17 protein-coding genes are annotated in these 23,653 nt (G+C 43.8%); 9 read left to right on the forward strand and 8 right to left on the reverse strand.

Going from position 1 to position 23,653, the window contains the following annotated elements:
• Positions 1–4 precede the first annotated feature (4 nt).
• The gene (locus HF888_RS11645) at positions 5–760 is read left to right on the forward strand and encodes a glucosaminidase domain-containing protein (RefSeq protein WP_007016215.1); all 756 of its coding nucleotides are present in this window, start codon (positions 5–7) and stop codon (positions 758–760) included.
• Between the two features lie 45 nt (positions 761–805).
• Here HF888_RS11645 and HF888_RS16775 read toward each other — a convergent pair whose 3' ends face one another.
• From HF888_RS16775 to recC, 6 genes are all read right to left on the reverse strand, one after another.
• On the reverse strand, positions 806–1,570 hold the full coding sequence (locus HF888_RS16775) for a YehS family protein (RefSeq protein ID WP_007016214.1): 765 nt from the start codon (positions 1,568–1,570) through the stop codon (positions 806–808).
• 117 nt (positions 1,571–1,687) lie between these two features.
• Positions 1,688–1,909: a DUF2986 domain-containing protein gene (locus HF888_RS11655; protein ID WP_007016213.1), complete on the reverse strand. Its 222-nt coding sequence runs from the start codon at positions 1,907–1,909 to the stop codon at positions 1,688–1,690.
• Between the two features lie 39 nt (positions 1,910–1,948).
• Entirely contained in the window at positions 1,949–2,569 is a 621-nt protein-coding gene (gene msrA / locus HF888_RS11660; protein WP_007016212.1) for a peptide-methionine (S)-S-oxide reductase MsrA, read from the reverse strand.
• 10 nt (positions 2,570–2,579) lie between these two features.
• Positions 2,580–4,442, reverse strand: a complete 1,863-nt coding sequence (recD, locus tag HF888_RS11665) for an exodeoxyribonuclease V subunit alpha (RefSeq protein WP_007016211.1) — start codon at positions 4,440–4,442, stop codon at positions 2,580–2,582.
• A complete protein-coding gene (recB, locus tag HF888_RS11670; protein ID WP_007016210.1) occupies positions 4,435–7,989 on the reverse strand; it encodes an exodeoxyribonuclease V subunit beta in 3,555 nt (1,184 codons plus the stop codon). Before recB ends, recD begins: the two co-directional genes overlap by 8 nt.
• Positions 7,986–11,291: an exodeoxyribonuclease V subunit gamma gene (recC, locus tag HF888_RS11675; protein ID WP_007016209.1), complete on the reverse strand. Its 3,306-nt coding sequence runs from the start codon at positions 11,289–11,291 to the stop codon at positions 7,986–7,988. The genes recB and recC overlap by 4 nt, the downstream gene beginning before the upstream one ends.
• A 114-nt stretch (positions 11,292–11,405) precedes the next feature.
• Here recC and HF888_RS11680 point away from each other — a divergent pair, with 114 nt between their 5' ends.
• Positions 11,406–11,771, forward strand: a complete 366-nt coding sequence (locus tag HF888_RS11680) for an Hpt domain-containing protein (RefSeq protein ID WP_007016208.1) — start codon at positions 11,406–11,408, stop codon at positions 11,769–11,771.
• 23 nt (positions 11,772–11,794) lie between these two features.
• Here the strand turns inward: HF888_RS11680 and HF888_RS11685 are convergent, their stop codons facing one another.
• Positions 11,795–12,430: a class I SAM-dependent methyltransferase gene (locus HF888_RS11685; RefSeq protein ID WP_243469348.1), complete on the reverse strand. Its 636-nt coding sequence runs from the start codon at positions 12,428–12,430 to the stop codon at positions 11,795–11,797.
• Between the two features lie 42 nt (positions 12,431–12,472).
• Positions 12,473–13,072 carry a 2-hydroxychromene-2-carboxylate isomerase gene (locus HF888_RS11690; protein WP_007016206.1) on the reverse strand — a complete coding sequence of 200 codons (600 nt, stop codon included), beginning with the start codon at positions 13,070–13,072 and terminating at the stop codon, positions 12,473–12,475.
• On the opposite strand from HF888_RS11690, the gene HF888_RS11695 reads away from it, so the two are divergent.
• The 7 genes from HF888_RS11695 (at position 13,071) to HF888_RS11725 (ending at position 23,620) form a co-directional block, all read left to right on the forward strand.
• Positions 13,071–14,132: a DUF3080 family protein gene (locus HF888_RS11695; RefSeq protein WP_007016205.1), complete on the forward strand. Its 1,062-nt coding sequence runs from the start codon at positions 13,071–13,073 to the stop codon at positions 14,130–14,132. The genes HF888_RS11690 and HF888_RS11695 overlap by 2 nt on opposite strands.
• Before the next feature lie 240 nt (positions 14,133–14,372).
• On the forward strand, positions 14,373–15,182 hold the full coding sequence (locus tag HF888_RS11700; protein WP_007016204.1) for a hypothetical protein: 810 nt from the start codon (positions 14,373–14,375) through the stop codon (positions 15,180–15,182).
• A 128-nt stretch (positions 15,183–15,310) separates the two neighbouring features.
• Positions 15,311–16,408, forward strand: a complete 1,098-nt coding sequence (gene gcvT / locus HF888_RS11705) for a glycine cleavage system aminomethyltransferase GcvT (RefSeq protein ID WP_007016203.1) — start codon at positions 15,311–15,313, stop codon at positions 16,406–16,408.
• A gap of 89 nt (positions 16,409–16,497) precedes the next feature.
• Positions 16,498–16,881: a glycine cleavage system protein GcvH gene (gcvH, locus tag HF888_RS11710; RefSeq protein WP_007016202.1), complete on the forward strand. Its 384-nt coding sequence runs from the start codon at positions 16,498–16,500 to the stop codon at positions 16,879–16,881.
• A 146-nt stretch (positions 16,882–17,027) separates the two neighbouring features.
• Positions 17,028–19,718, forward strand: a complete 2,691-nt coding sequence (locus tag HF888_RS11715) for a response regulator (RefSeq protein ID WP_007016201.1) — start codon at positions 17,028–17,030, stop codon at positions 19,716–19,718.
• 218 nt (positions 19,719–19,936) lie between these two features.
• Positions 19,937–22,831, forward strand: a complete 2,895-nt coding sequence (gcvP, locus tag HF888_RS11720; protein ID WP_007016200.1) for an aminomethyl-transferring glycine dehydrogenase — start codon at positions 19,937–19,939, stop codon at positions 22,829–22,831.
• A 219-nt stretch (positions 22,832–23,050) separates the two neighbouring features.
• Positions 23,051–23,620, forward strand: a complete 570-nt coding sequence (locus HF888_RS11725) for an LIC12231 family lipoprotein (protein ID WP_007016199.1) — start codon at positions 23,051–23,053, stop codon at positions 23,618–23,620.
• The last annotated feature ends 33 nt before the right edge of the window (positions 23,621–23,653 follow it).

The raw sequence follows: 23,653 nt of genomic DNA on the forward strand, positions 1-23,653 counted from the left end.
TTTAATGACCAATTCAAATACTTCAATCGCACTGCTTACGATCATTTTGATCTCTTCATTCACTGCGGGGTATTTATTCCCGACAAATACCGAGAAAAAATATAAATTCGAAGTCGAAACCATGCCTGACTTTCGTCAATATGAAAATGTGCAAAAGAAAAAGCAGGATTTCTTTAACTTCTTACTACCACGAGTAAAAGTTGCCAATGAAAATATTCTTGAAGAACGGCGCTGGCTACTTGAATTAGATCTTTCAAACCTTAGTGATGACCAAGAGCAGCGATTAAATGAGCTAGCTGAAAAATATGAAGTTGATGATTATGAGAACTCAGAGCAATTATTTACCGTTCTGAAACGCCGCATTGACGTGCTACCTCCGTCAATGGTTTTAGCACAGGCAGCAAATGAGTCTGCTTGGGGAACATCCCGTTTTGCACGCAAAGGTAACAACTTGTTCGGCCAATGGTGTTATGTAGAGGGTTGCGGTTTAATTCCCAAAAACCGCAATGATAATGGCCGTCACGAAGTTGCAAAATTTGACGACGTACAAGAGTCAATCGAGAGCTACATGCGCAATTTAAACTCGCAATTTTCCTACAAAGATCTTCGCATACAGCGCTCAAACATGCGCAAAAACAACGAAAAAATCAGTGGATACAAACTCGCAGCTGGGCTCATTAAGTACAGCACACGTCGCGAGGAATACATCAAAGAGATTCGCGCCATGATTAAACAGAATCGACTTGGTCAATATGATTAATCTCGACTACACTGACGGGCCATACTCTTATTGAGTATGGCTAAATCAACCATTAACCGCCGTTTTCTTACCCCAAATAGATTCGTTAGTAGCGCTACCAGAAAGCCTTCTTTCCTCTACTTTCTCATCACCTGATTGCGACTTACTCAATGAAATAGTTTTTCTCTTTTGACTTTCGTTATTCCTATCACTGCGAGCGGTTTTTTTGGGATTCTGATAAACCACTTTTTTGACACTGCTCTTTTTCTTCGAAAATGGTTTGCTCTTCTTATCATTGCTTGAATCATTTTCTCTACGATTCTCAGCAGTGGCCTTTAAAGCTTGATATTTTGATTGAGGCTCGGCGGTAGATTGCTTTCCACAATGTAATTGCAGACCTTGCAAAAAATTACGTAACAATTGATCTTGGCACTGTCGATAATGTCTGTGCTCTGGTTTACGGAACAAAGCACTTAATTCTGCTCTACCCACCGGAAATCGCGCTAGCGAGAGCATTGATAAAATATCATCATCTCTGTAATTCAAAGCAATTTTTAGCTTTCTTAAGATGATGTTATTGTTTAACTGGTACTCGGCTCTCGGTATTTTACCGTCTTGAGTTCCACGACGCGTGATGATGAGTCCATTTAAAAATTGAGCCATTTCATGGTCGGAGCAACGTACATAATCAGGATCGTCATCCTTTTTTAGCCAAGTTTTTACAAGATCCTTAGTAACAGCAAACTTCACACTTGCACAAATGTCGACTAAGTTTTGATCTGAATAATTAAATGTATAGCGTAAACGACGCAGAATGTAGTTATTGGTCACGGAGTTCTCAATTCGAAAAAAGTCTGATTCTACAGGACTTCAGAAGTGTGAAAGGGCTTTAAAAATGAATCGATCTAAAAAGAGATTCCAAAGACGGCTTTACTGTATGGCAGCCATCTACTGAATTGCTATATCTGGTCGTTGTTCGTCCTCGTCATCCAAAGATTCAAGCTTTGCTCGCTCTGCTTTAGATATGTATTTAGGCTTATTCTTGGGATTAGCCCTCAAATTTGCCTTTTTCGCTTTAGCAGACAATTTGCTGTAGATTTTCTTTCTTCGATTCATTGCAATCTCAAACAACAAGACATCATTAACAAGATGCCATTGCAAAAAAGCCATGCAAATAAGCGGCAAAAGGCGGCTTATTTGCAGAGTTACTTAAACGCAGGTGACGCCTGTACCCTTCAGTCCACAATAACCATTGGGTACTTTATGCAAATATTGTTGGTGTTCATCCTCGGCAAAATAAAACTCACGAGCCTTATTAATTTCAGTAGTAATCTCACCAATACCCGCTTTCTTCAGTTCATCTTGATACAGATTTCGGCTTCGCTCTGCCAATACCTTCTGCATATCATCCTCCCAAAAAATAGCAGATCGATATTGTGTTCCTGTATCATTGCCTTGGCGCATACCCTGAGTCGGATCATGATTTTCCCAAAACGACTCAAGCAGAGTCCAATAATCCGTAACCTCTTGGTTGTAAACCACCATTACAGTTTCAGTATGACCCGTGTCCCCGCTGCATACCTCTTGGTAGGTCGGGTTAGGAGTATAACCTCCCATATAGCCGACAGCTGTACAGTAAACCCCTTCTTGTTGCCAAAATAGACGCTCAGCCCCCCAAAAACAGCCCATTGCAAAATAGGCTTTTTTTGCATGTGTAGGCCAAGGGCCTACCATACTACGACCGAATACTTGATGCTTATTAACAACTGGCATCTTCTCTTCGCGACCAGGCAACGCCTGCTCACGACTGATCATATCTTGCTTACCCATTGGGCACCTCTTAAAACAACGAAAACTGTCCCGTTTCGGGTGAAAACTCGGCTTTTTCTACCGTCCACAGACGATCTCGCAAGCCACTGGCTCTTTGTACTTGATTACGTAAGGTATAAGCGATCAGTTTATCACGAGCAAGTAGGGTTAAACGAGCCTTGGCACGTGTGATTCCGGTATAGAGTAACTCTTTAGTTAACACGGGGGCCGGATATTCTGGTAAGACCAGGGCACAATGCTCAAACTCGCTGCCTTGGCTTTTATGTACGGTCATCGCGTAAACCGTTTCATGCTGAGGTAGTCGAGCAGGCTGCAACCAACGAATCTCACTATCTGCGTTCAGGAACGCAGCCCTTAGTTGTGTTTTACCGTCAATCAAACGGGGTAAAACAATACCCACATCACCGTTATACAAATTCAAACCATAGTCGTTTTGTTGGATCATAATGGGACGCCCAGCATACCAAGTCTCCTGATATCCCAAAGCCTGCTCTAACGACTGATTGATTCCAGCAACTCCCAGCTCTCCCTCTTTCACGGCACACAATATACGATATCGATTAAAGACCTCGTGAACTCTCCTTGCTACTGCATCAGAGTTATCGTCACTCGCAATAAGGTTCTGATATTCTGAATATAGTTTAGCACTTTGTAGAATCAGCGTTTGTCTATTGCTTTCTGTTAAATCGAAAAAGTTAAGATCAGAAAAATCGCCTTCGAAAATCTGCTGCCATCGATTCACATCACCGTTATTAGCGGCACGGGCCAATGCTGCAATACCACTGTGATCAGAGAATCGGTGGCTCTTGCGCAAATGGCATACATGGTTACGAATCTCAGCGCCATGCAACTCCGCAACATTTTGCTTAAGTTGATCTAAAGGAATATCCGTCAATTGATTGATTAATTTTAGTTGTGATTCACTGAAGCCATGCCGCGTGCCGCTATCACAAATATCAGCCAATACACTGCCCGCCTCTACCGACGACAACTGATCCTTGTCGCCCAACAAAACCAGTTGACCATGTTTTGGCAACGCCGCTAATAATTTTGCCATCATCGGTAGATCGATCATGGAAGCCTCATCCACAACCAAGATATCTAAATGTAGAGGATTCATTTGATTAAAATAAAAGTCTCCCTCTCGGTTGCGCTTTAGCAAACGATGTAAGGTGGACGCTTCTTCAGGAATGGCGTCTTTAACATGCTCATCCACTTGCAATCGATGTTTTGCTTGCCCAATAGATTCAGTCAAACGCATGGCTGCTTTTCCTGTGGGGGCGGCCAGTCTTATGATTGGTTGACGACCCTTCACTTTGTATTGCTCAATTAACAAAGCTAATAATTTGATTACTGTGGTGGTTTTACCAGTACCTGGTCCACCGCTGATTACCGTAAAAGCACTTTGCACTGCGACACTTACAGCAACTTTTTGCCAATCAATTTCTTGTTTTGAATAATTTGGCGGAAACAAGTTATTTATCATGTTGAGGAGGCTGTCGACTTCAAGATCATTCTCATATTGCTGGCAGCGAGACCGAATGGCCTGCTCTACGAAACACTCGTATTGATGATAGCGCTGCAAGTATATACGCGAGCCTTCAAATACAAGGGGGAAATTTTGGTCATTGCTATTAGCTTGCTTTGCCAAGTGGCATAATTCGCTCAGCTCTGACTCACTTAAAATTGAATGGGGCTGCGAGATATCAAAACACACATTACCCTGCCCTAGTTGATCACTGACTAGCAGCGCAATAATAGCGAGGTGATCATCTTTGCTTAAATCTAGGCAGAACTTTGCAAATTGCTTATCTATCTCGCGAAACGCCTGACCATGTTGTTCTAAAAATCGATTCAGTTGATATTCAGTCATGATTATCTCCTGAAATCATTGCATCTAAAGCCTCTATTAGGAGTCTATTAGGCTTATGATAAAATTGACCATACTGAGACTCACCAGATATCCCTCTTAAAAATAAATAAAACCCACCACCCATGTGCTCATCATAATTATAATTTGGCAGGGTTAGCTTTAATAATCGATGAAGCGCCAAGGTGTATAAAACGAGCTGTACATCATATCGATGTTCTGCCATTGCTTGTGTCATAGCATTTCGATGGTAGTGAGTTAATTCATCCCCCAAAAAATTAGACTTGTAATCCAATACATAGTAGCGGCCTTGGCACTCAAAAGTGAGGTCAATAAAGCCTTTTAGCATGCCCTGAAGAAAATCAAAATCCAAATCCTGTACTTGTTGCACCGTGCCCAACACAGGGTACTTCCGCAGCAATGCATTAAACTTAGAACAAGACAAACCATTTACTGGGAAATAGAATTCCATTTCTACACTTTTTTGATCAGGTTGAAGATCGGACAAAGAAATCGGTTTATCTAAGGTTTGGTCCTGCAAAGGTGCATGCAGAATTTTTTGGCTCCACTCAAGTACCGTTTCTAACCACTTTTCTTCAAAGCCATAGCGCATTAACAGTTCTTGCACCGTAGAAACCTGATCGATCATAGGTCGTGTAAAATCGATATCTTCAAATAGGTTATGTAAAAAGTTACCGGCATGAGCACCTTTAGGAAAAGTAAACGGATTTAATATATCTTTATCCAGAGGCACTTCAGGAATGATTAAATCATCATCGATTTCATCAAAATTAAATCTCTGGTGATGAGGTACATGTAAACCACGAACTAAAGATGAGAAGCTCGACATAAACCATGGCTGTTTGATTTTTCCTTCAAACTGAGTGGTTTGCCAATCACCTTCAGGATCCGGTGCTTTAAAACTTGTCAATTCATAGGGAAGCACCTGTTGGGCAAAAACCCCCTGTTCTGATTTTTTTTCTAACGTGCTAATTGCGTTTGCTAACTGATCTGCAGGCGCGGCTTCTACTTTATTTTCATTACTGCCGCATAACACATGGAACAAGGGACTCGCTAATAAGGTACTATTTATTTTTTTGTTATCACAGTGTGTCGGTACAGTTACATACAGCTGACTAGAGGCACGAGTTACACCTACGTATAATAAACGTACTTCTTCAGCCAACTGTTCTTTTAAGCGTACATCCTTATGCACATCCTCAAGGTCGCAGCATAGGGATTGAGTTATCTCATCAAAATATATCACGTCAACTTGCTTGCTCATGGACCATGCATAGGGCAAGAATACCACCGGATACTCCAGCCCCTTTGAGCTGTGAACCGTCACTATGCTCACTAGATTTTCATCACTTTCTAAACGTAGTTGCGCTTCTTCGCTTTGATAAGTGTTTTGCAATTTATGCTCAAACCAAGTCAGCAATCCCTGCATACCTTGTAAACGAGAAGCTTGTTCTTGCAGCAATTCAGCCATGTGCAAATAATTGGTAATTCTTCGCTCACCGTCTGTCAATGCAAACCATTGTTGCGGCAACCCTCGACTATGTAACCAATGCATTAACATGGGCATGATGCCCTGCTTTATCCAAATCCGCTTGCATTCGTACATTAATTCAAGCTCTTCTTCCCAACAGACTTCATGCTGAAGATGCGTGGCCAACTGATCTAGGCTTAGCATCCACACAGGATTGGCCAATGCATTGCGGTAAGACTGCTCACTCAAAGAATGCAAACTATTCAATAATTCATATACTGCTAACGCTTCAGCACTGTTATAAAGACTCTCTTGACCTTTAAATACGGCTGCCACACCGCGCTCATCCAATGCCTGTTTCACCAACCTTGCTTGATGGGCACTACGCACTAGGATTGCAATATCGCGACTACTAATATCTCGGTAATCATCGAGATCAGAATCGAAAACTTTTGTCGATTGCTCTAAACCAGAACTCAATAGCACACTTACTTGTTCCGCCACACCATGCGCCACTTCAGTACGGATATCTTCGATTCCAGAGTCAGAGTCGATATCAAAGGTTTGAAAGACACATGCACTGTTATCAATATCTCTTGATTGAATTAGCTGGGACTTTGAAGCCGCTCCAACAGGATAGAACGGGATACTATCGTCAAATATGAATGGTCGATCATGACATTGAAAAAGTGCATTCACGGCGGACACGAGACTTGGAGAAGATCGATAATTATCCTGTAAGCTGAATTCCCGCTCTACCTCAGTTTTTGCCTGTATATAAGTAAAAACGTCAGCACCTCGGAATTTATAGATGGCTTGTTTGGGATCGCCGATCATAAAAAATCCCGTTTCCTCAGGTGTCTCTGAATATAACTTTGAAAAAACTCGATATTGGGTGCTATCTGTATCTTGAAACTCATCGACCATAGCCATCGGAAACTGTTGACACAACAACGTACACAAGCTTTCACTGCTGCCCAAAGAGCGTAAAACCTGTTTCAGCAAATCGTCTGCGCATAAAACCGACTGCGCTTGTTTCAGTTCATCTAATCGAGTACGAATAGCTTCAGTGAATCGTATCTTCCATAGTAAAGTGGCTTGCTGTTTTTGCTCTTGCCATTGAAGAAGTGCAGCGTGCATTTTAGTGAAAGACAATATCATCTCATGATCGGTGGGCTCACCTTTCTTAGTTACGGACTTCTTGATACCCGATTCAGTAAAGTAGCCAATGTATTTTTCAATGTCTTTTACATACGCTCCAGAGGTGAAGTCATCCAAGTGCTGCTTTCTGCGACTCAAGTGATTTGTGAAAGACTTACTCGCATATTCATTATCATAAATAGCATTAAAGAATGCTTGGCCTTGATCTTGCCAATCCTGACAAAATTTATCGAAAGCATCTTTGAAACGCTTATGTGCGACATCGATATCCTGTAAGTTTTTTATATTGCTATCTTTAAACTCTACATCGCGCCGTACAAGTGTACTTACATCCCTTAATAGCACACTCGGACTGCCCCATGCGTCGAGTACGATATCTAACTCAGCTTCTGACAATGGATATACAAACTTTCGCCAGACATCATTAACGGCTGTCATCTCAATTTCTTGCTGATCAAGGATCAATTCAAACTCATCGTCTACGTGACTCTCCACGCTATACTGAGACAACACCTTTTGAGCAAAACCATGAATGGTATAGATAGCAGCGATATCCATAATTTGTACTGCATCCTTTAATCGCTCAAGCGCACTAGTGTGATCAAGCTCTTTAAGTAGAGAAAAGACAAAAGGATCCAAGGACTCGTCTTGAGTTTGAATTGCATTATAAGCTTGACGCAATCGATTCCGAATACGTCCTCTTAACTCTTCCGTTGCAGCTTTCGTAAAGGTAACAACTAAAATATTCTCTGGACTTATTGGGTTACATCCATGACCTAACACTAAGCGAAGATACAATGCGGCAATGGTAAAGGTTTTACCCGTACCTGCACTGGCTTCAATTAAGGAAATACCTTTGAGAGGCGCATCTAGTAAACTGAGCTTTTGTGGACTCATTGCGATACCTCCAATTTATCGCCACCTACAAAGGGCTCAAATAAATCATGTGCTACCTCAATCAGTTGCTCTGGTAATATACTCACATTACCGAAGCAGCGGTGATAATGAGGATCTAAGCGCTCGGGATCATAATAACTGTAATCATTGACCTCAACAAAACGCTGCAATGCTTTTTGTGATCGTAAATCTTGCTTCGTAGTTGGATTATAAAGTGCCCAAGCGGTCTCTGGCATAAAGTTTAAAGGCTGATTTTGATGAGAGAAATAATAAGATAAGAGTTTATTTAGATATGACTTTGCTTCACTTGCTGACATGGGCTTTACATTGATACGGATATCCTGAGTAACAAGGCATCCGCTATAGTTATAACCCTGCGCATTTAATGCTGCACTTTCGATTAATAGTTCAATAAGGTGCTTCGCTTGAAATTTTGCCACCTTCAACAATACTAGTCGCCCTTGATACACTTCGTTTATCCAGCCGACTAATGAAGTATTTTGACCATTTTGATACTCACATGCCAAGTTAATTTCTAGTGGTCCCTCTTTATTTTCCAAGCCCATAGAGGTAGCTTCAGCTAATACGTCTTCAACCGACTGTCTTGTCCGTTGCCAATGACGCTCACCAATTTTTCCAAACGGTAACCATGGCTGCAAGCGTCGTGGGTCGATCGATCTACCTTGAATCGTTTGCTGCAATATGTAATCTTTTGCCGCGTATCTATCTAACCCTGAAAGCTCAAATGGCTCTTCATCCTCATGCATATCTGCAAGATTATGAAATTGAATATTCAACTGCTGATTCAAGAACGCCCTAGCTGGCAATTGGAAAAACCGAACCAATGTACTCAACCCAACCTCTAACATGTTAATGCCGTTAGGTTGCGATAAAACAGGAACTGAGGATTTCCCTTTTTCCTCTTGAAACGTTTGATTCGCATCGCTTTGCAATTGATAAATCGATTTAAACCAATTGGTTTGATATGAATGTAGTTTGCTACCTGCTATGAAATATTGACGATTAAATGCCTGCAATGGATGCTGAGTAAATAATATTTGACTGGCTGCACTCTCACCTGAGAAAAAATTGATATCAAGATAATCCATAAATTCGGCCAATACGACAGAAGGTGTCATTGGCGTGTTTTGCTTTTGGTCTAAGCTACGATAACTAAGCCAAAGCCCTTGTCTTGCAGATAAGATTGCTTCCAAAAATAAATAGCGGTCTTCATCTCGGCGATTTCGATCACCGACACGCCGATTAAAGCGCATTAGATCCAAACTATTGCCTGGTACAGTGCGAGGATATTCTTGGTCATTCAATCCTAAAACGGCAACGTATTTAAATGGAATGCTACGCATAGGCAAAAGGGTACAAAAGTTAACCCGCCCGATCATGAAGTGTTGCGAGCCATTATTTTTTTGCAGTCCTTGCTGTACCCCCTGATAAACAACAGAGAATGGTATGTCATGAGAAAAATTAACGTATTGACTGGTTTGCAACCAGTTTTCTAAAACTTGATGAATTTGCTCAAGTACGGGCTGCTCTTCTGTAGTTACATCAAAAAACCTTTGCAAACTATCTTGTAGAAAATACCGCCATTCAGTACAAGAATGTAAATTTTCCGTAGCCAATACGAACTCATACAGTTCATTAACAAAGTTCATAACCGGACCAAGGCTGGCCGCCTCTAACCCTTCTACATTTTCCACGGGAGAAATATCAAAAGGAAGTTCGTCGTTTGGTGCCAAGCGCTCGCTAAATGCATATCCCATCAGCAACCGCTGAAAACCATGTAGCCAAGTATTTTGCTGCCACTTAGGTAATCCTTGCTTACTTCGATGCGTTTCATCATATCCCCAACGAATAGCTGCTAGTTCTAGCCACTGTTTCACTTGATGAAGTTGCTTTTCATCTAAATCAAACTTTCGGTATACCGCTGGAATTTCCAGAAGCGCAATCACTTCACTATAAGACATGCGACTTTTTGGCATATTCAATAGCTGAATAAAACCATTAATCAGTGGATGCTCTTCCTGAATCGGCCGATCCGAAATGGAATAAGGAATGCGTACTCGATCTCCCTGACGGTTGTCTACACCGCCCTGAAATACCGCATCAATATAGGGAGCGTACCGAGCAACATCAGGAATCATCACGACTATATCTTGCGGGTCTACATCCGACTGCTGCAAAAGATCGAGTAGGTGATCATGCAATACTTCCACTTCTCGCATGGCACTATGACAGCCTACTATTTTAATGCTGTCATCATTTGGCTCTATATGTTCAGGTTGAGATGACGATTGCTGCAAATGCAGAATCTGATTCTGAATGCGTCCAAGCAAACTTTGATCGTCCGCGTCTACAAACAAATCATGCTCTTCATAAACATCAAGATCTAATAACAGACGTTGATATTCTTGACCCATTCGCCCTAGCGACGCTAGTAGTGCATTGCCTGAGTCGGCCATAGGCACTGACTTTCCACGCAATCGCAAGCGTGCCTGTAAGCGCTCATCCAAAATATCACCCCAATACGTTTGACTAGGGTTTGGCGTTAGCAAGTGCACATCGCAATGCGACGATAACAATGCGAGACTTTCAATTTGATTTTTTGGGAGCGTCGAGAAGCCAAAGAAGATGACATCCTTGGGTAGAGACTCGATAGATTCTGCGGTTTGCAGCAAATGTAAAAAATCTTCAGTTAAGCTGGCTCTATGATGTAAAGGGAAGCCTCTGGATATCGCTTCTTGTCTCAAAATTTGCCATAACTCTGCCTGCCATCGAGCTTCCTCCAATGGTTGCCCGTCAATTGCAAACGTCTGCTGCTCCCAACTTTTGATCCAATCGGGACGATATACTAGATATTGATCGTATATATCGGCAATACGAGTAGACAACTGATATAGACGCAAAGATTCGTCGTCTGAATCCTTAACGTAATCCGCCAGCAATTCAAACCCAGGGCGTTGCAGTATTTGCGATTCACTCAATACGTCGAAAACAAACCACGTCAAAGGGTCTTTGTTGAAAATGGATTCAGTCTGCCATGCCTCCTGACTATCAGACACAAGATCACGTTGCAGCTGCCAAAAAAAGCGAGACGGCATAGGGAACTGGATATTAGCGGCAATCCCCAAGGTTTGGGCTAACTGCATTTTCAACCAATGAGCCAATCCTGGGTTTTCCACCACTATGGTCTTGGGCTGCAAAGGTGATGAGTCAGATTGCAAAACCAATTTGATCAATTGGCCGAGCAAACCCTCCATACGGTTTGATTGGTAAACATTTAGCATAAAAACACAAGATATTGAGCGAGTAGCACTATTTAACCTGAATTAGTCTTTGACTTCATCCCAATGTGAACCAAACTTATTATTCATAGGATCGTATTAACTAGGACCCCAAGTATGTCTGATTGGCCATCACAACTTCCAGGTCTCGATATCAATCAAGCCCTAACGCAACTCGGTGGTAAAAAAAACCTATACCTACGACTCATGGGTATGTTCATGGACGGCCACGCGCAAGATGCAGAACACATTCGTGCCGCTGCCAATAACCAAGATTGGACCAGCGTCTACGAAATAAATCATGCTTTAAAAGGCGTGACTGGCAACATTGCTGCAACGGACCTATATCAGCTTTGCGTTGCTTTGGATGCCAAGTTGAAACAAGAAAATCATGACGTCGCTGAGGAATTGGATCAAATGCCCGGTGCCATGGCACAGCTGTTAGAATCCGTAGAGACTGTAAAAAACTTGCCCGCAGAATAATGAATAAAGCTCAACAATCGATGCTAAAACTTACAAAAAATGGCCACATCCCGATCAACCTGCTCGTAGTGCAAACCATACTGATCAGCTAAATACGCAAATGTAGCTTCGCTAAAAAAACAAACGTGTGTGGGGTCGTTTTTATAGTGCCATTGCGCAAAAGCTGCTCGATCTTTCACCAGTTTGGTCATCACACCCAATATCCCCCTCGGTTTTAAGCAGCCTAACCACAATTCGAATACATCCTTTGGTGCATGTAGATGTTCAATAACTTCAGTGGCACTAATACCATGATAGTCAGTATCTGCCAGAACACTCAGATTAGGATAATAGAACGCATCATAAAGTGTAACATGATGACCTGAGGCTTCTAACATGTGTGCGAGCACAGGGCCAGGACCACAACCAAACTCTAATAACGATAATGGCTCAGCAGAATCATGCTTAAAGCTTTGTCGAAGGCGTTCTTCATAAGGATCAGAGAAACGCTTGAGAAATTGTCGATAACCCGAGTCATTATCGTGATTTCGATGCAAATCATATTCGGCTTTTTCGGCTGACTGGCTCAAAAAAAATGACTCTGGCACAAAAACCAATTGGCATTGCAGGCATTGATAATACGGACGCTGAATGCGTTTGTTCGCATCTTCATGAAACAAACTGACGTCCGCAGATGAGCAAAGTGGGCAGTGCGGCATGAATTACGAAGCTTGCTTCTCGAGTGCATTCTCAACAAACATAAGACGGTCTTGCCCAAAGAACACCTCTTCACCTACCGTGAAAGCAGGTAAACCGAACATGCCCAATTTTTTGGCTACATTTAATTGATCCTTCAACGCTTGTTTAATGTGAGGTTCTTGAGTGCCCGCTTGAACCGCATCCACATCTACACCGTATGATTCAATGTGGGAGCGAATAGCATTTTCGTCTTTAGGGTTCAGCCCCTGCTGCCAAAGCGCGTCAAAGGTGCCATGAATGAAGTCAGCTACTTTATCGGCATGATTTTCTTTCATCCAAAGCACAACGCGCAAAAGAAATAACGTGTTAAACGGAAATTGAGAATTCCACTGTAACGGAACCCCATAATGATTTGCCCATAAGTGACAGTCACGGAAGATCCATTGAGCTTTAGCTGGAACAAACGCAGGGGATTTGATGCCTTGCGATTCGTGCAAGACCCCCAACAAGACAGGCTGATAATCAATTGTATAATCAGCGTCGATATTTAGCTTGCGTATTTGCGTTTGTGCTAAATAGCTATAGGGGCTGACAAAGTCGAAATAAAAGCCAAGTTGCGCCATGATGAAACATGTACCATTTAAATTGAAAGCCATAGCTAACTACGGATTGCACATAATCGCAAGTCTACTCTTGCCAATCCTTCTAAATGGCTGCGGCCAGCCAACGGCTCAGGACCTTTGGCAAGACTACCAAATGCGCTTATCGAATGTATTCTCCCAAGACATTGAAGCGGTAAATCTGGGCACGCTAACTTGGCCTAAACTCCCCCCTAAACGCCAATTGCAGCAAACACTAACACCTCCTGACATAAGCTTGTGGCAACTCATCAAGCTCTATGACTGTGAAATCAACACCTTGGTCGCAAAGCGCAATGGCCCTTTAGGAAAAGTTATGCCACCTAGTCAGGTGTATATCTACACTCGTCGTTTCATACCTCAGGCCAAGGCCTGCCTGGCACAAGCAGATATGGATGAAGAAACACAAGCCGCTTTGAAGCAAGCCATGGCCTATTATCAAACCCACGAGCCAAACTACAGACAGAATGCCCTATTTCATGACGAATGGCGTAAAAGCCACCATGCTCTTTCAAGCTGGCCAATTACTCAGGGCTTCCCCGCAAGTGGCATTCAAACGCTAGATTACTTTGCCAGCTTGTCGAATGATCAAAGCAATACTGATGTCTCAAAACTTGAAGAGCAGCTCAAACGATTGGCCGAAGGCCGCATACCCGGTAACTGGTTGGCACAGCTAACACTTGCTAATGCCTGGTTGAGAAACCTTAGTGACGCTATGAACAATGCGAAGACACTTTGCCCCGCAGGTAAGTCGACTCCGAAAAGTCGCATAATGATGAATGTTTTTCGCAAATACTTCGCACAGCAAATACAGCCCTGGATCAGTCAGCTGAAGCGATTTGGTGAGTCATATCAATCACAATTAGTCCTTGTGAGTAACAACCACCCGCCGATGACTCATTTTTACGAGCGAGTTTTCACTGCAAAAAATAGCCCATGGACTGAGTTCAATTACCAATGGCAGCAGCATGTACAAGCATGGCAAGACCATTTAGGTCAGTGTCGCGCGATGCCTAAGTCTTCACAAGATATCCAAAGCACATAATGGTACGTGAGTATCACACACGAATAAAAACAAACTAACAAACGTACTAGAAGCCTAATTAAATCCGGCTTTTGCCAAATATAGCCTTTGACAAACTGTTACATTTCGCTAATCTGGCGCCTCTGACTTATTTTGGCCAAGGCACTGGATCGCATAGTCGATCGGCCAAGCAAGCGACACAAAGAGCGCATGCAAGATAAGTCGAAAAATACAGGGAAACAATAATAAAAAGCTCCCACTATGATGGATAAATATAATCTCCTAACAGCACTGCTAATGGGCTCTGTAAGCCTTTCGCACGCCAGTCTTGAGCCGATGACGGACGACGCTCTTGATGAAATGGTGGGCCAAGCCTATATCGAAATGAACAGTTTCGATGATACAGATGGCCACCAAATTAGCCGCATCACCTTCGGGCAGACGGTGAAAATACAAGCAAACGCAGATGAGCTTACTTTGGGTAATGGCGGCATCAATGGCGTTGGCTCTGCAGATATTGGCGCCAGCGATTTTTCACTGGGGTATGTCGACATCACCAACCAAGAAATCGTTCCATTCGTGGGCACCAACCCTTATATCGAATGGGCTACCGATACCAACAATAATATTGTCGGCTTCCGCATGGGCTTTGAAGAAGCCCAGGGCATTATTCAGATGGACCTCAGTCGTTTTAGCGGCAACATCAACATGCGTGGGACGCAAACCTATCTACACAATGGTTTCGGAACCGGCACCTCGGTGAGTAATCGCGGCACGCACTTAGGCACCAATAGCACCGACTGTAATAGCGGACTCGATTGCATGAGCTTGGCCAGCTTGCAAAGTTTATCCATAGCCAATCCTGACGGCAGTGGCACGGCTGCCAATGACTTCTTCATGTCATTCCAAACACTTGCAAGCAAGAACTGGCGCCTAGCAGGTGGTAGCGATCAATCTGCCACACAAGGTTTCTTCATGAATTTGCCCACTGACAATACCTTTTCTCCAAGCGGTACCCCCGGTTATACCACTGAATTTATAGACCGCGGTGTAGGTCGCTGGCATGAATAATCAACCTTCTCGCAAATTTCTCACCTAGGCTTGAAAACTCCGCATTTTCGCTTTTCGCTGGCCTAGGTATAATACCTCCCCTTTTTTGACACAACCTATAAACAACGACAAGCAATTGGAGCCAATTCATGGGCCACAAAACGCCGTTATATCAAGCGCACATCGATGCTCAAGGCAAAATCGTCGACTTTGGTGGCTGGGATATGCCAATCCACTATGGTTCACAGATCCAAGAGCATAACGCTGTTCGCGAAGATGCAGGCATGTTCGACGTGAGTCACATGACAGTGGTTGACATCACAGGCAGTGATGCGACTGCTTATTTGCAATATCTACTGGCGAACGATGTAGCCAAACTCAAAACCGAAGGTAAGGCGCTATATACAGGAATGCTCAATGAGCAAGGCGGTGTCATTGATGACCTCATCGTCTATAAGGCTGAGCATCTTGGTGGTTACCGCTTGGTAGTGAACTGCGCTACACGTGAAAAAGATTTGGCTTGGATGGAAAAACACAGCCATAAATTCAATGTTGCCCTATCAGAGCAACCAGAATTAGCCATGATCGCTGTACAAGGTCCCAATGCGATCGAGAAAGCAAAGCAGGCAGCTTCAGAAAAAGTCGCCGCTGTAATTGAACAGTTGGCAGTATTCCAAGGCCTGCCTTGTGGTGATTGGTTCATCGGCCGCACGGGTTACACCGGTGAAGATGGTCTTGAAATCATGGTTCCTGCCGACGAAGCAGTAGCGTTCTGGAATGCGCTTTTAGAAGCAGACGTGAAGCCTGCAGGCTTGGGCGCCCGCGATACCTTGCGCTTAGAAGCAGGCATGAATCTATATGGTAATGACATGGACGAAACTGTTTCGCCTTGGCAAGCCGCTATGGGTTGGACTCTAGCCTTAAAAGACGACCGCGAATTTATCGGTAAAAAGGCATTGCTGGCCGAAAAAGAAGCCGGTATCGAGTACAAGCTTGTTGGTTTAGTACTGGAAACCCGTGGCGTAATGCGTAGCCATCAAAAAGTTATTTTCACAGGTAGCGACAAGACTGGCGAAATCACCTCTGGCACGTTCAGCCCGACACTGCAGCAGTCTATTGCGTTAGCTCGAGTTCCGCGCGATACAGGCACAGAGTGCGCGGTTGATATGCGAGGCAAAGCGGTGCCTGTACGCATGGTTAGCGTACCATTTGTGCGCAATGGCGAAAAAGTTTACAAACCCGTTTAAGCAGTATTTTGCAACTGAGGTTTAGCGCTTCATTCTAATTCGCGTTAAACTAGCACTAAACACAACGATTGATTATTAAGGATTTAAACATGGCACAAGTACCTGCGAATCTAAAATACGTTTCTTCGCACGAGTGGATCCGCGATGAGGGCGATGGCGTGGTTACTGTTGGCGTTACTGATTTTGCCCAAGAGCAACTAGGCGATGTAGTATTCGTTGAGCTTCCTGAAGAAGGTGTAGAGATCAATAAAGAAGACGCGATTGCCGTTGTAGAATCTGTAAAAGCCGCCAGCGATATCTATGCTCCAGTATCAGGTGAAGTCATCGCAGTAAACGAAGGTCTAGCGGACGAACCTGAAAAAGTGAACGAAGAACCTTACGACGGAGCTTGGTTCTTCAAAGTAAAACTCAGTGAACCGAGTGAAATGGATGCTCTACTAAGTGCTGAACAGTACGAAGCTGAGTGCCAGTAATAGCTTAATGGCTCACTCGTAACCGCTTTAGAAAAGGTCCATTACCTTCGGTAAATGGGCCTTTTTTGTGTATATAGCTAATTAAGGTACATTCGATTTTCCCTGCTAGACTTAGTGAAAAGTGTCAATAATTTCGCCATTTCACTATGTCATTGAACCAGCTCCAACACATCATTCGCCGCACCCTGTGGAGCTATATTTCCGCGATTGTGCTCATCGCCTTTATTAGCACACTTTCCTATTGGACAACTCAATCTGCAATACAAGAGCAAGAAGCTGACAGTCAACTTATCAATATGGCTGGGCGCCAACGGATGTTATCGCAACGCATCGCCCTATACGCACAAAAACATTTCACGCTAACAAATTCAGAAGCAGCTGTGAAGGCAAACGCGGAAGTCCTTCGCGTTAGCGCCCATCTAATGCTTGAAAACCATCAAGCACTTATCAAACTTACACAAAACGAAAACATAAAGTCCATGTACTTTGGTGGCGAAAAACCGAGCCTAAACGAGCTCGTGATTCGCTTTACCGATGAAGCAAAATATCTCTCTGGGCTCAGTAGAGACCAATTTCCAATATCTGAGAATTTATCCATATTATCAACTGACCATAGCGATCAGCTATTGGAGCGTTTAGACGGTGTAGTCACAGCATACGAATATAATGCAGAGCAAAAGGTAACTGTACTGAAAAATTTACAATTGTCACTCTGGTTTTTAATGTTGGCGGCCCTAGTGCTTATTGGGATGTTTATTTTAAAACCGTCATTGCAATTAATTAAAAATAGTCTTCTACAAGAAAAACAAAAGCAACATAGAATCCAATTAGCAGCCGATAGTGCAAAATTGGGCATATGGGAATATCAACTTAGCAACGGGAAATTAACATGGGATAAAACCATGTGGCGTATTTTTAACGCCGGAAAACCAGCAAACGCGGACGAAGCATTGGCAACGTTCAAAGCACGCTTGCATCCCTTAGACAAATCGCGAGTTATGGATTTGTTTTATCAAGCCGTCAATCAACAAACACCGTTCCACACACAGTTTCGTATTCAAACCGATGATAGTGAAATTAAAACCATCAAAGCTGATGCCATCATAGAATACGACGTAGACGGCAACGCCACTGCCATTGTCGGTACAAATCAGGATATATCAGCACAGCAACAGCAAGAACAAGCATTGATAGATGCACGAATGGCGGCGGAACATGCAGCACGCGTAAAAGGAGACTTCCTCGCCAGTATGAGTCACGAAATCCGCACGCCTATGAACGGTATCATGGGTATGCTGGAACTCTTAAAAAATACTGAACTAACAACCCTACAAGCACAAAGAGTTAACATCGCTTTATCGAGTTCAAAATCATTACTTGTTTTGATTAATGACATTCTCGACTTTTCAAAAATAGAAGCAGATAGACTCATCTTGGAAGAAATCGATTTTAATCTTAGAAGTTTATTAGGTGAACTAACAGAAGCACTATCTCAACTAGCAGAAAGTAAGAATATTGAGCTTGTACTGGATACCGTTGAAGTACATCAGGATATGGTCAAAGGTGACCCAAGTCGCATAAGACAAATCATCACCAACCTAATCAGTAACGCTATAAAATTCACTCATCAGGGTGAAGTATTAATCAGAGTTTCACTACAAGAATATTCACTAGATCAATGGCAGGTAAATTTCAGCGTAAAGGATTCTGGAATTGGTATCACCCAAGGCCAACAAAAAAAATTATTTGATGCTTTTTCTCAGGCCGATTCATCGACAACAAGAGAATACGGCGGAACAGGATTAGGCTTGGCTATCGTTAAAAAGCTTTGCGAAGCCATGGATGGTCAAATTCGAGTAAAAAGTAAAATGAATATAGGCAGTGAATTTTATGGCCATCTATTCGTAAAAAAATCAGAACGTTCTCGTATCATCGCTCCTAATTATGACATCAGCCAGCTGTCCATATTAGTGGTCGACGATAACAAAATAAATAGAGAGGTACTGAGCCAACAACTAACCACTTGGGGAGCGTCGGTGGTACAAGCCGACTCAGCTGAGATGGCTTGGAAGGTGATGGATAGTCACTTCACTGAAAAAAAGCAAGCCTTTGATGTAGCGCTACTAGATATGCAAATGCCCCATACATCCGGCACAGAATTAGGACAAAAGATTCAGGCCGATCCGCGCTACAAAGGAGTTAGGCTTGTCCTGATGACATCCATGCTGCTGAATAGTGATCATAAAGCCATTGCCAAAATGGGCTTCTGTGGCTATTTCTCTAAACCCGTTACGACCGACGATCTTTTTATGATCTTGAACGTAATTGGTGATGACGGTGAAGCGCTACAGCAAGCCAGCCCCTTGCTCACCCATGATTACCTAAGCAGTTTACAAAAAGAGCCTGCCACCAGTGACGCCGAGGTACGACTTGGCTTAGCCTCTGCTAAACATAAACATGTACTCTTGGTAGAAGATAACCCCATTAATCAGTTGGTTGCACAAGATACCCTAGAGGAGTTGGGGTTGATTGTGGATATTGCCCAAAATGGGCAAGAAGCTATTTCACGCTTACAGGAACACAGAAGTAAAGGCTATTCATTGATATTTATGGATTGCCAAATGCCTGTAATGGATGGCTATGAGGCTAGCCGAGCCATCCGTAACGGAGAAGCGGGAGATGAACACCGTAAAACCCCCATCATTGCACTCACTGCCAATGCAATGAAAGAAGATAGAGACCATTGCATCGAAGCGGGGATGGATGACTTTATTAGCAAACCTATGGACATTGAAGTACTCAAAACCACGATCAAAACTTGGCTAATCGACCGCTGAGCTCTGTAATCCTAATCTTTATCAGTTGCACAACTCTCACTTCAACTTGAATGATTTTTGTAAACGACCTTACTGACCGTGAAAATCAGTATTTTTTCTAACATGCCGCCTAGGGCTTTGATACAATTCGCGCCAACTTTTTATCCCCTTACTCCCCAAGAAAGCGGCCAATCTCCGCTCTCTACAGAGGGACAGCTCAGATAGAGGCAACAGGTAACATGAGTACACGTGCAACTTTGACCGAGTTAGAGAACCGTGATGAATTCGTCAATCGCCACATCAGCAATGATCAGAGCGACCTACAAGACATGCTTAACACCGTGGGTGCAGAATCGCTTGATGATCTAACCCAGCAAATCGTACCGCCCTCTATCTTACGTGAGCCTTTCCTAGAAATGGGTGAGGCATTACCTGAGCACGAAGCCTTGGCCAATTTGCGCGCCATCGCTAACAAGAACAAGGTATATAAAAGCTACATCGGCATGGGCTATCACGATACGCGATTGCCCAATGTGATTCTGCGTAACGTTTTGGAAAACCCAGGTTGGTACACCGCTTATACCCCTTATCAGCCAGAAATCGCCCAAGGCCGTTTGGAAGCGCTTCTAAACTACCAGCAAATGGTTATCGACCTAACGGGAATGGAGCTAGCCAACGCTTCTCTGCTAGACGAAGCCACCGCAGCCGCCGAAGCCATGGCTCTGATTAAGCGCCAAGTGCGTAAAAACAAGAGCAACGTATTCTTTGTGGATGAGCTTTGCTTGCCGCAAACCATCGACGTATTGAAAACCCGTGCGGACGGCTTTGGTTGGGAGCTACACATTGGCCCAGCGGAAACCGCCACCGACGTAGAATGCTTCGGTGCCCTACTGCAATACCCGGCGGTAGACGGCAACATTGATGACTTTGAAGAACTCATTGCGCAAATGCATGAGAAAAACGCCATGGTAGCCATGGCCACAGACCTAATGGCGCTCACCCTATTGAAAAGCCCAGGTGAACTGGGTGCTGACGTGGCGCTGGGGAATAGCCAGCGCTTTGGTGTACCCATGGGCTTTGGTGGTCCACACGCTGCTTTCTTTGCAACGAAAGATGCCTTTAAACGTGCAATACCAGGTCGCTTGATTGGTGTGTCCATTGATAGTAACGGCAACCGAGCCTTACGTATGGCCCTGCAAACTCGCGAACAACACATTCGCCGTGAGAAAGCCACATCTAATATCTGTACCGCTCAGGTTCTACTTTCCAACTTAGCGTCTTTCTACGCGGTATATCACGGTCGTGATGGTATCAAGCGCATCGCCAATCGTATTCACCGTATGACAGAGATCATGGCAGCGGCGATCACGGATGCGGACATTGAAGATCTAGTGATTGTTAACCAAAGCGCCTTTGATACATTAACCATTGAAGTACCAAATAAAGCTGAAGTTTTGGCCCGTGCCGACGAAGCACAAGTGAACCTGCGTACACAAAGCCAAGTGGACTTTGATAATGTGGTTGGTTTCAGCATTGGTGAAACCACCAGCCGCGCTGACTTAGAAACGCTTTATTATGTGATTACAGGCCGTCGTGATATCGACATCGAAATGCTGGACCAAGAAGTGGAAAGCTCGATTCCTGAATCGCTCAAACGTACCAGCGATTTCTTGACTCACCCTGTTTTCAACAGCTATCAAACTGAACACGAAATGCTGCGCTACATGAAGCGTCTTGAAAGCAAAGACTTGGCCATGAACCACAGCATGATCACACTGGGTAGCTGTACCATGAAACTGAACGCGACGGCGGAAATGATCCCCGTGACATGGCCAGAGATCGGAGGTATTCACCCGTTTGCACCAAAAGAACAAACCCCAGGTTACGAAGAACTCATTCAAAACCTCGATACGTGGCTACGTGACATCACTGGCTTTGATGCGATTTGTATGCAGCCTAACTCAGGTGCTCAGGGTGAATACGCGGGCCTAATGGCCATCAAGCACTATCACGAGAGCCGTGGTGAAGGTCACCGCAACGTGTGTTTGATCCCAGCATCTGCTCACGGTACCAACCCTGCTTCAGCACAAATGGCAGGCATGCGCGTGGTCTTGACCAAGTGTGATGAGCAAGGCAACATCGACTTTGATGATTTGAAAGCCAAAGCCGAAGAACTGAGCGAAAGCCTATCTTGCTTGATGATGACCTATCCATCGACCCACGGTGTTTACGAAGACGGTGCAAAAGCCATCTGCGAATTGATCCATGAACACGGTGGTCAGGTGTATATGGATGGCGCTAACCTGAACGCACAAGTGGGTATCACCAGCCCAGGTTACATTGGCGCCGATGTTAGCCACATGAACCTTCACAAAACCTTTGCGATTCCACACGGTGGCGGTGGCCCAGGTATGGGACCCATTGGTGTCGCCAAACACCTAGCGCCATTTGTAGCTAACCATAGCTTGCGTCCAATTGAAGATGCCTCCAAAGGACAAAGCGCAGTGAGCGCAGCACCTTATGGTTCGGCTTCTATTTTGCCGATTTCCTACATGTACATTCACATGATGGGTGCCAAAGGATTGCGTAAAGCGACGCAAATGGCGCTACTGAATGGTAACTACTTGGCGAAAAAACTGGGCGAGCACTACCCAATTCTTTACGCAGGTCAGAATGGTCGTGTTGCCCACGAATGTATTGTGGATTTGCGCCCAATTAAGGCAGAGACTGGCATTACTGAAGTGGATATCGCTAAGCGCCTAATGGACTATGGTTTCCACGCGCCCACCATGAGCTTCCCAGTTGCGGGTACCTTCATGATTGAGCCAACGGAATCCGAAGCCAAAGCAGAACTGGATCGCTTCATCGAAGCCATGGTTTCCATCAAAGCAGAAATCAATGCCGTAAAAGCCGGTGAATTGGACGAGACTAACAACCCATTGACCAATGCGCCTCACACAGTGAAAGACATTACGGGCAACTGGGATCGTCCTTATGATCGAGAGCAAGGTGCCTTCCCTGTAGCAGCGGTTTACGAAAATAAATTCTGGCCTTCTGTGAACCGTATTGATGATGTATACGGCGATCGCAACCTGATTTGTAGCTGCCCGGCTATCGAAGAATATCAAGATTAATGAGTACGGCGACCGACTCATATAATCTTGGGATTTGTTCTTGCCCAAGCATTGAAGAATACGAAGAGTAATTTTCAACGCTATGAGACTGCAAACATTGATGTTTGCAGTCCTCCCTCCCCTTTCTTTATTTCTTTCGATACTTCACACTAGTTGCCATAAAAGCAATAATGATTCGTCTAATACTTAGACGGACACAATGTAAAAAGGACTTTAAAAATGATAATAAAAAAACTGATAGCCGCATTATTTTTTACAGCACTGCTTGTGTCTCAAGGCTGCACCGTCTTTTACAAGGACCTTGATCAAAACTATCCGCAGGCTAGTGGCTCAATACAAACCCAGCCTTTATCATATCGCATTGATAGCTTGCCTGTAGTGGCCTCTGACGATGGCATTCAAGCCATTGAAGATACACTGAAAAGAAGCGGTCTTTTCCAAGAAATGGAAAAATACTATGACGACTCTATTCCAGATAAAGGTTTGTATATCCATGCAGAGCCTTTATATAAAGCCCCATCAATTGCGGCAATGGGATTTGGTTACCTATCCTTTTCAACACTTACCATTCTGCCTGCATGGAGCAATCATGATGGCTACAAAGTAAGATTCACGATTTATGAAGATGGTGAGAAGATTAAAACCGTTGAATATAAGAGAGAACGTTTTGTTGCCGTTTGGATCGCTTTACTCCCTTTCTCATGGATCAACTTATTTACGTCAGAAGAATATGATGCGTTTGAGTCTATTACTCAAGAGTTCGTTCACGAGCTCCCTGCGTTCATGTAGTAGGCACCATTACACAGAAGCATAGGGCAAACT

This window comes from Bermanella marisrubri, from assembly GCF_012295615.1.
GTDB lineage: Bacteria > Pseudomonadota > Gammaproteobacteria > Pseudomonadales > Oceanobacteraceae > Bermanella > Bermanella marisrubri.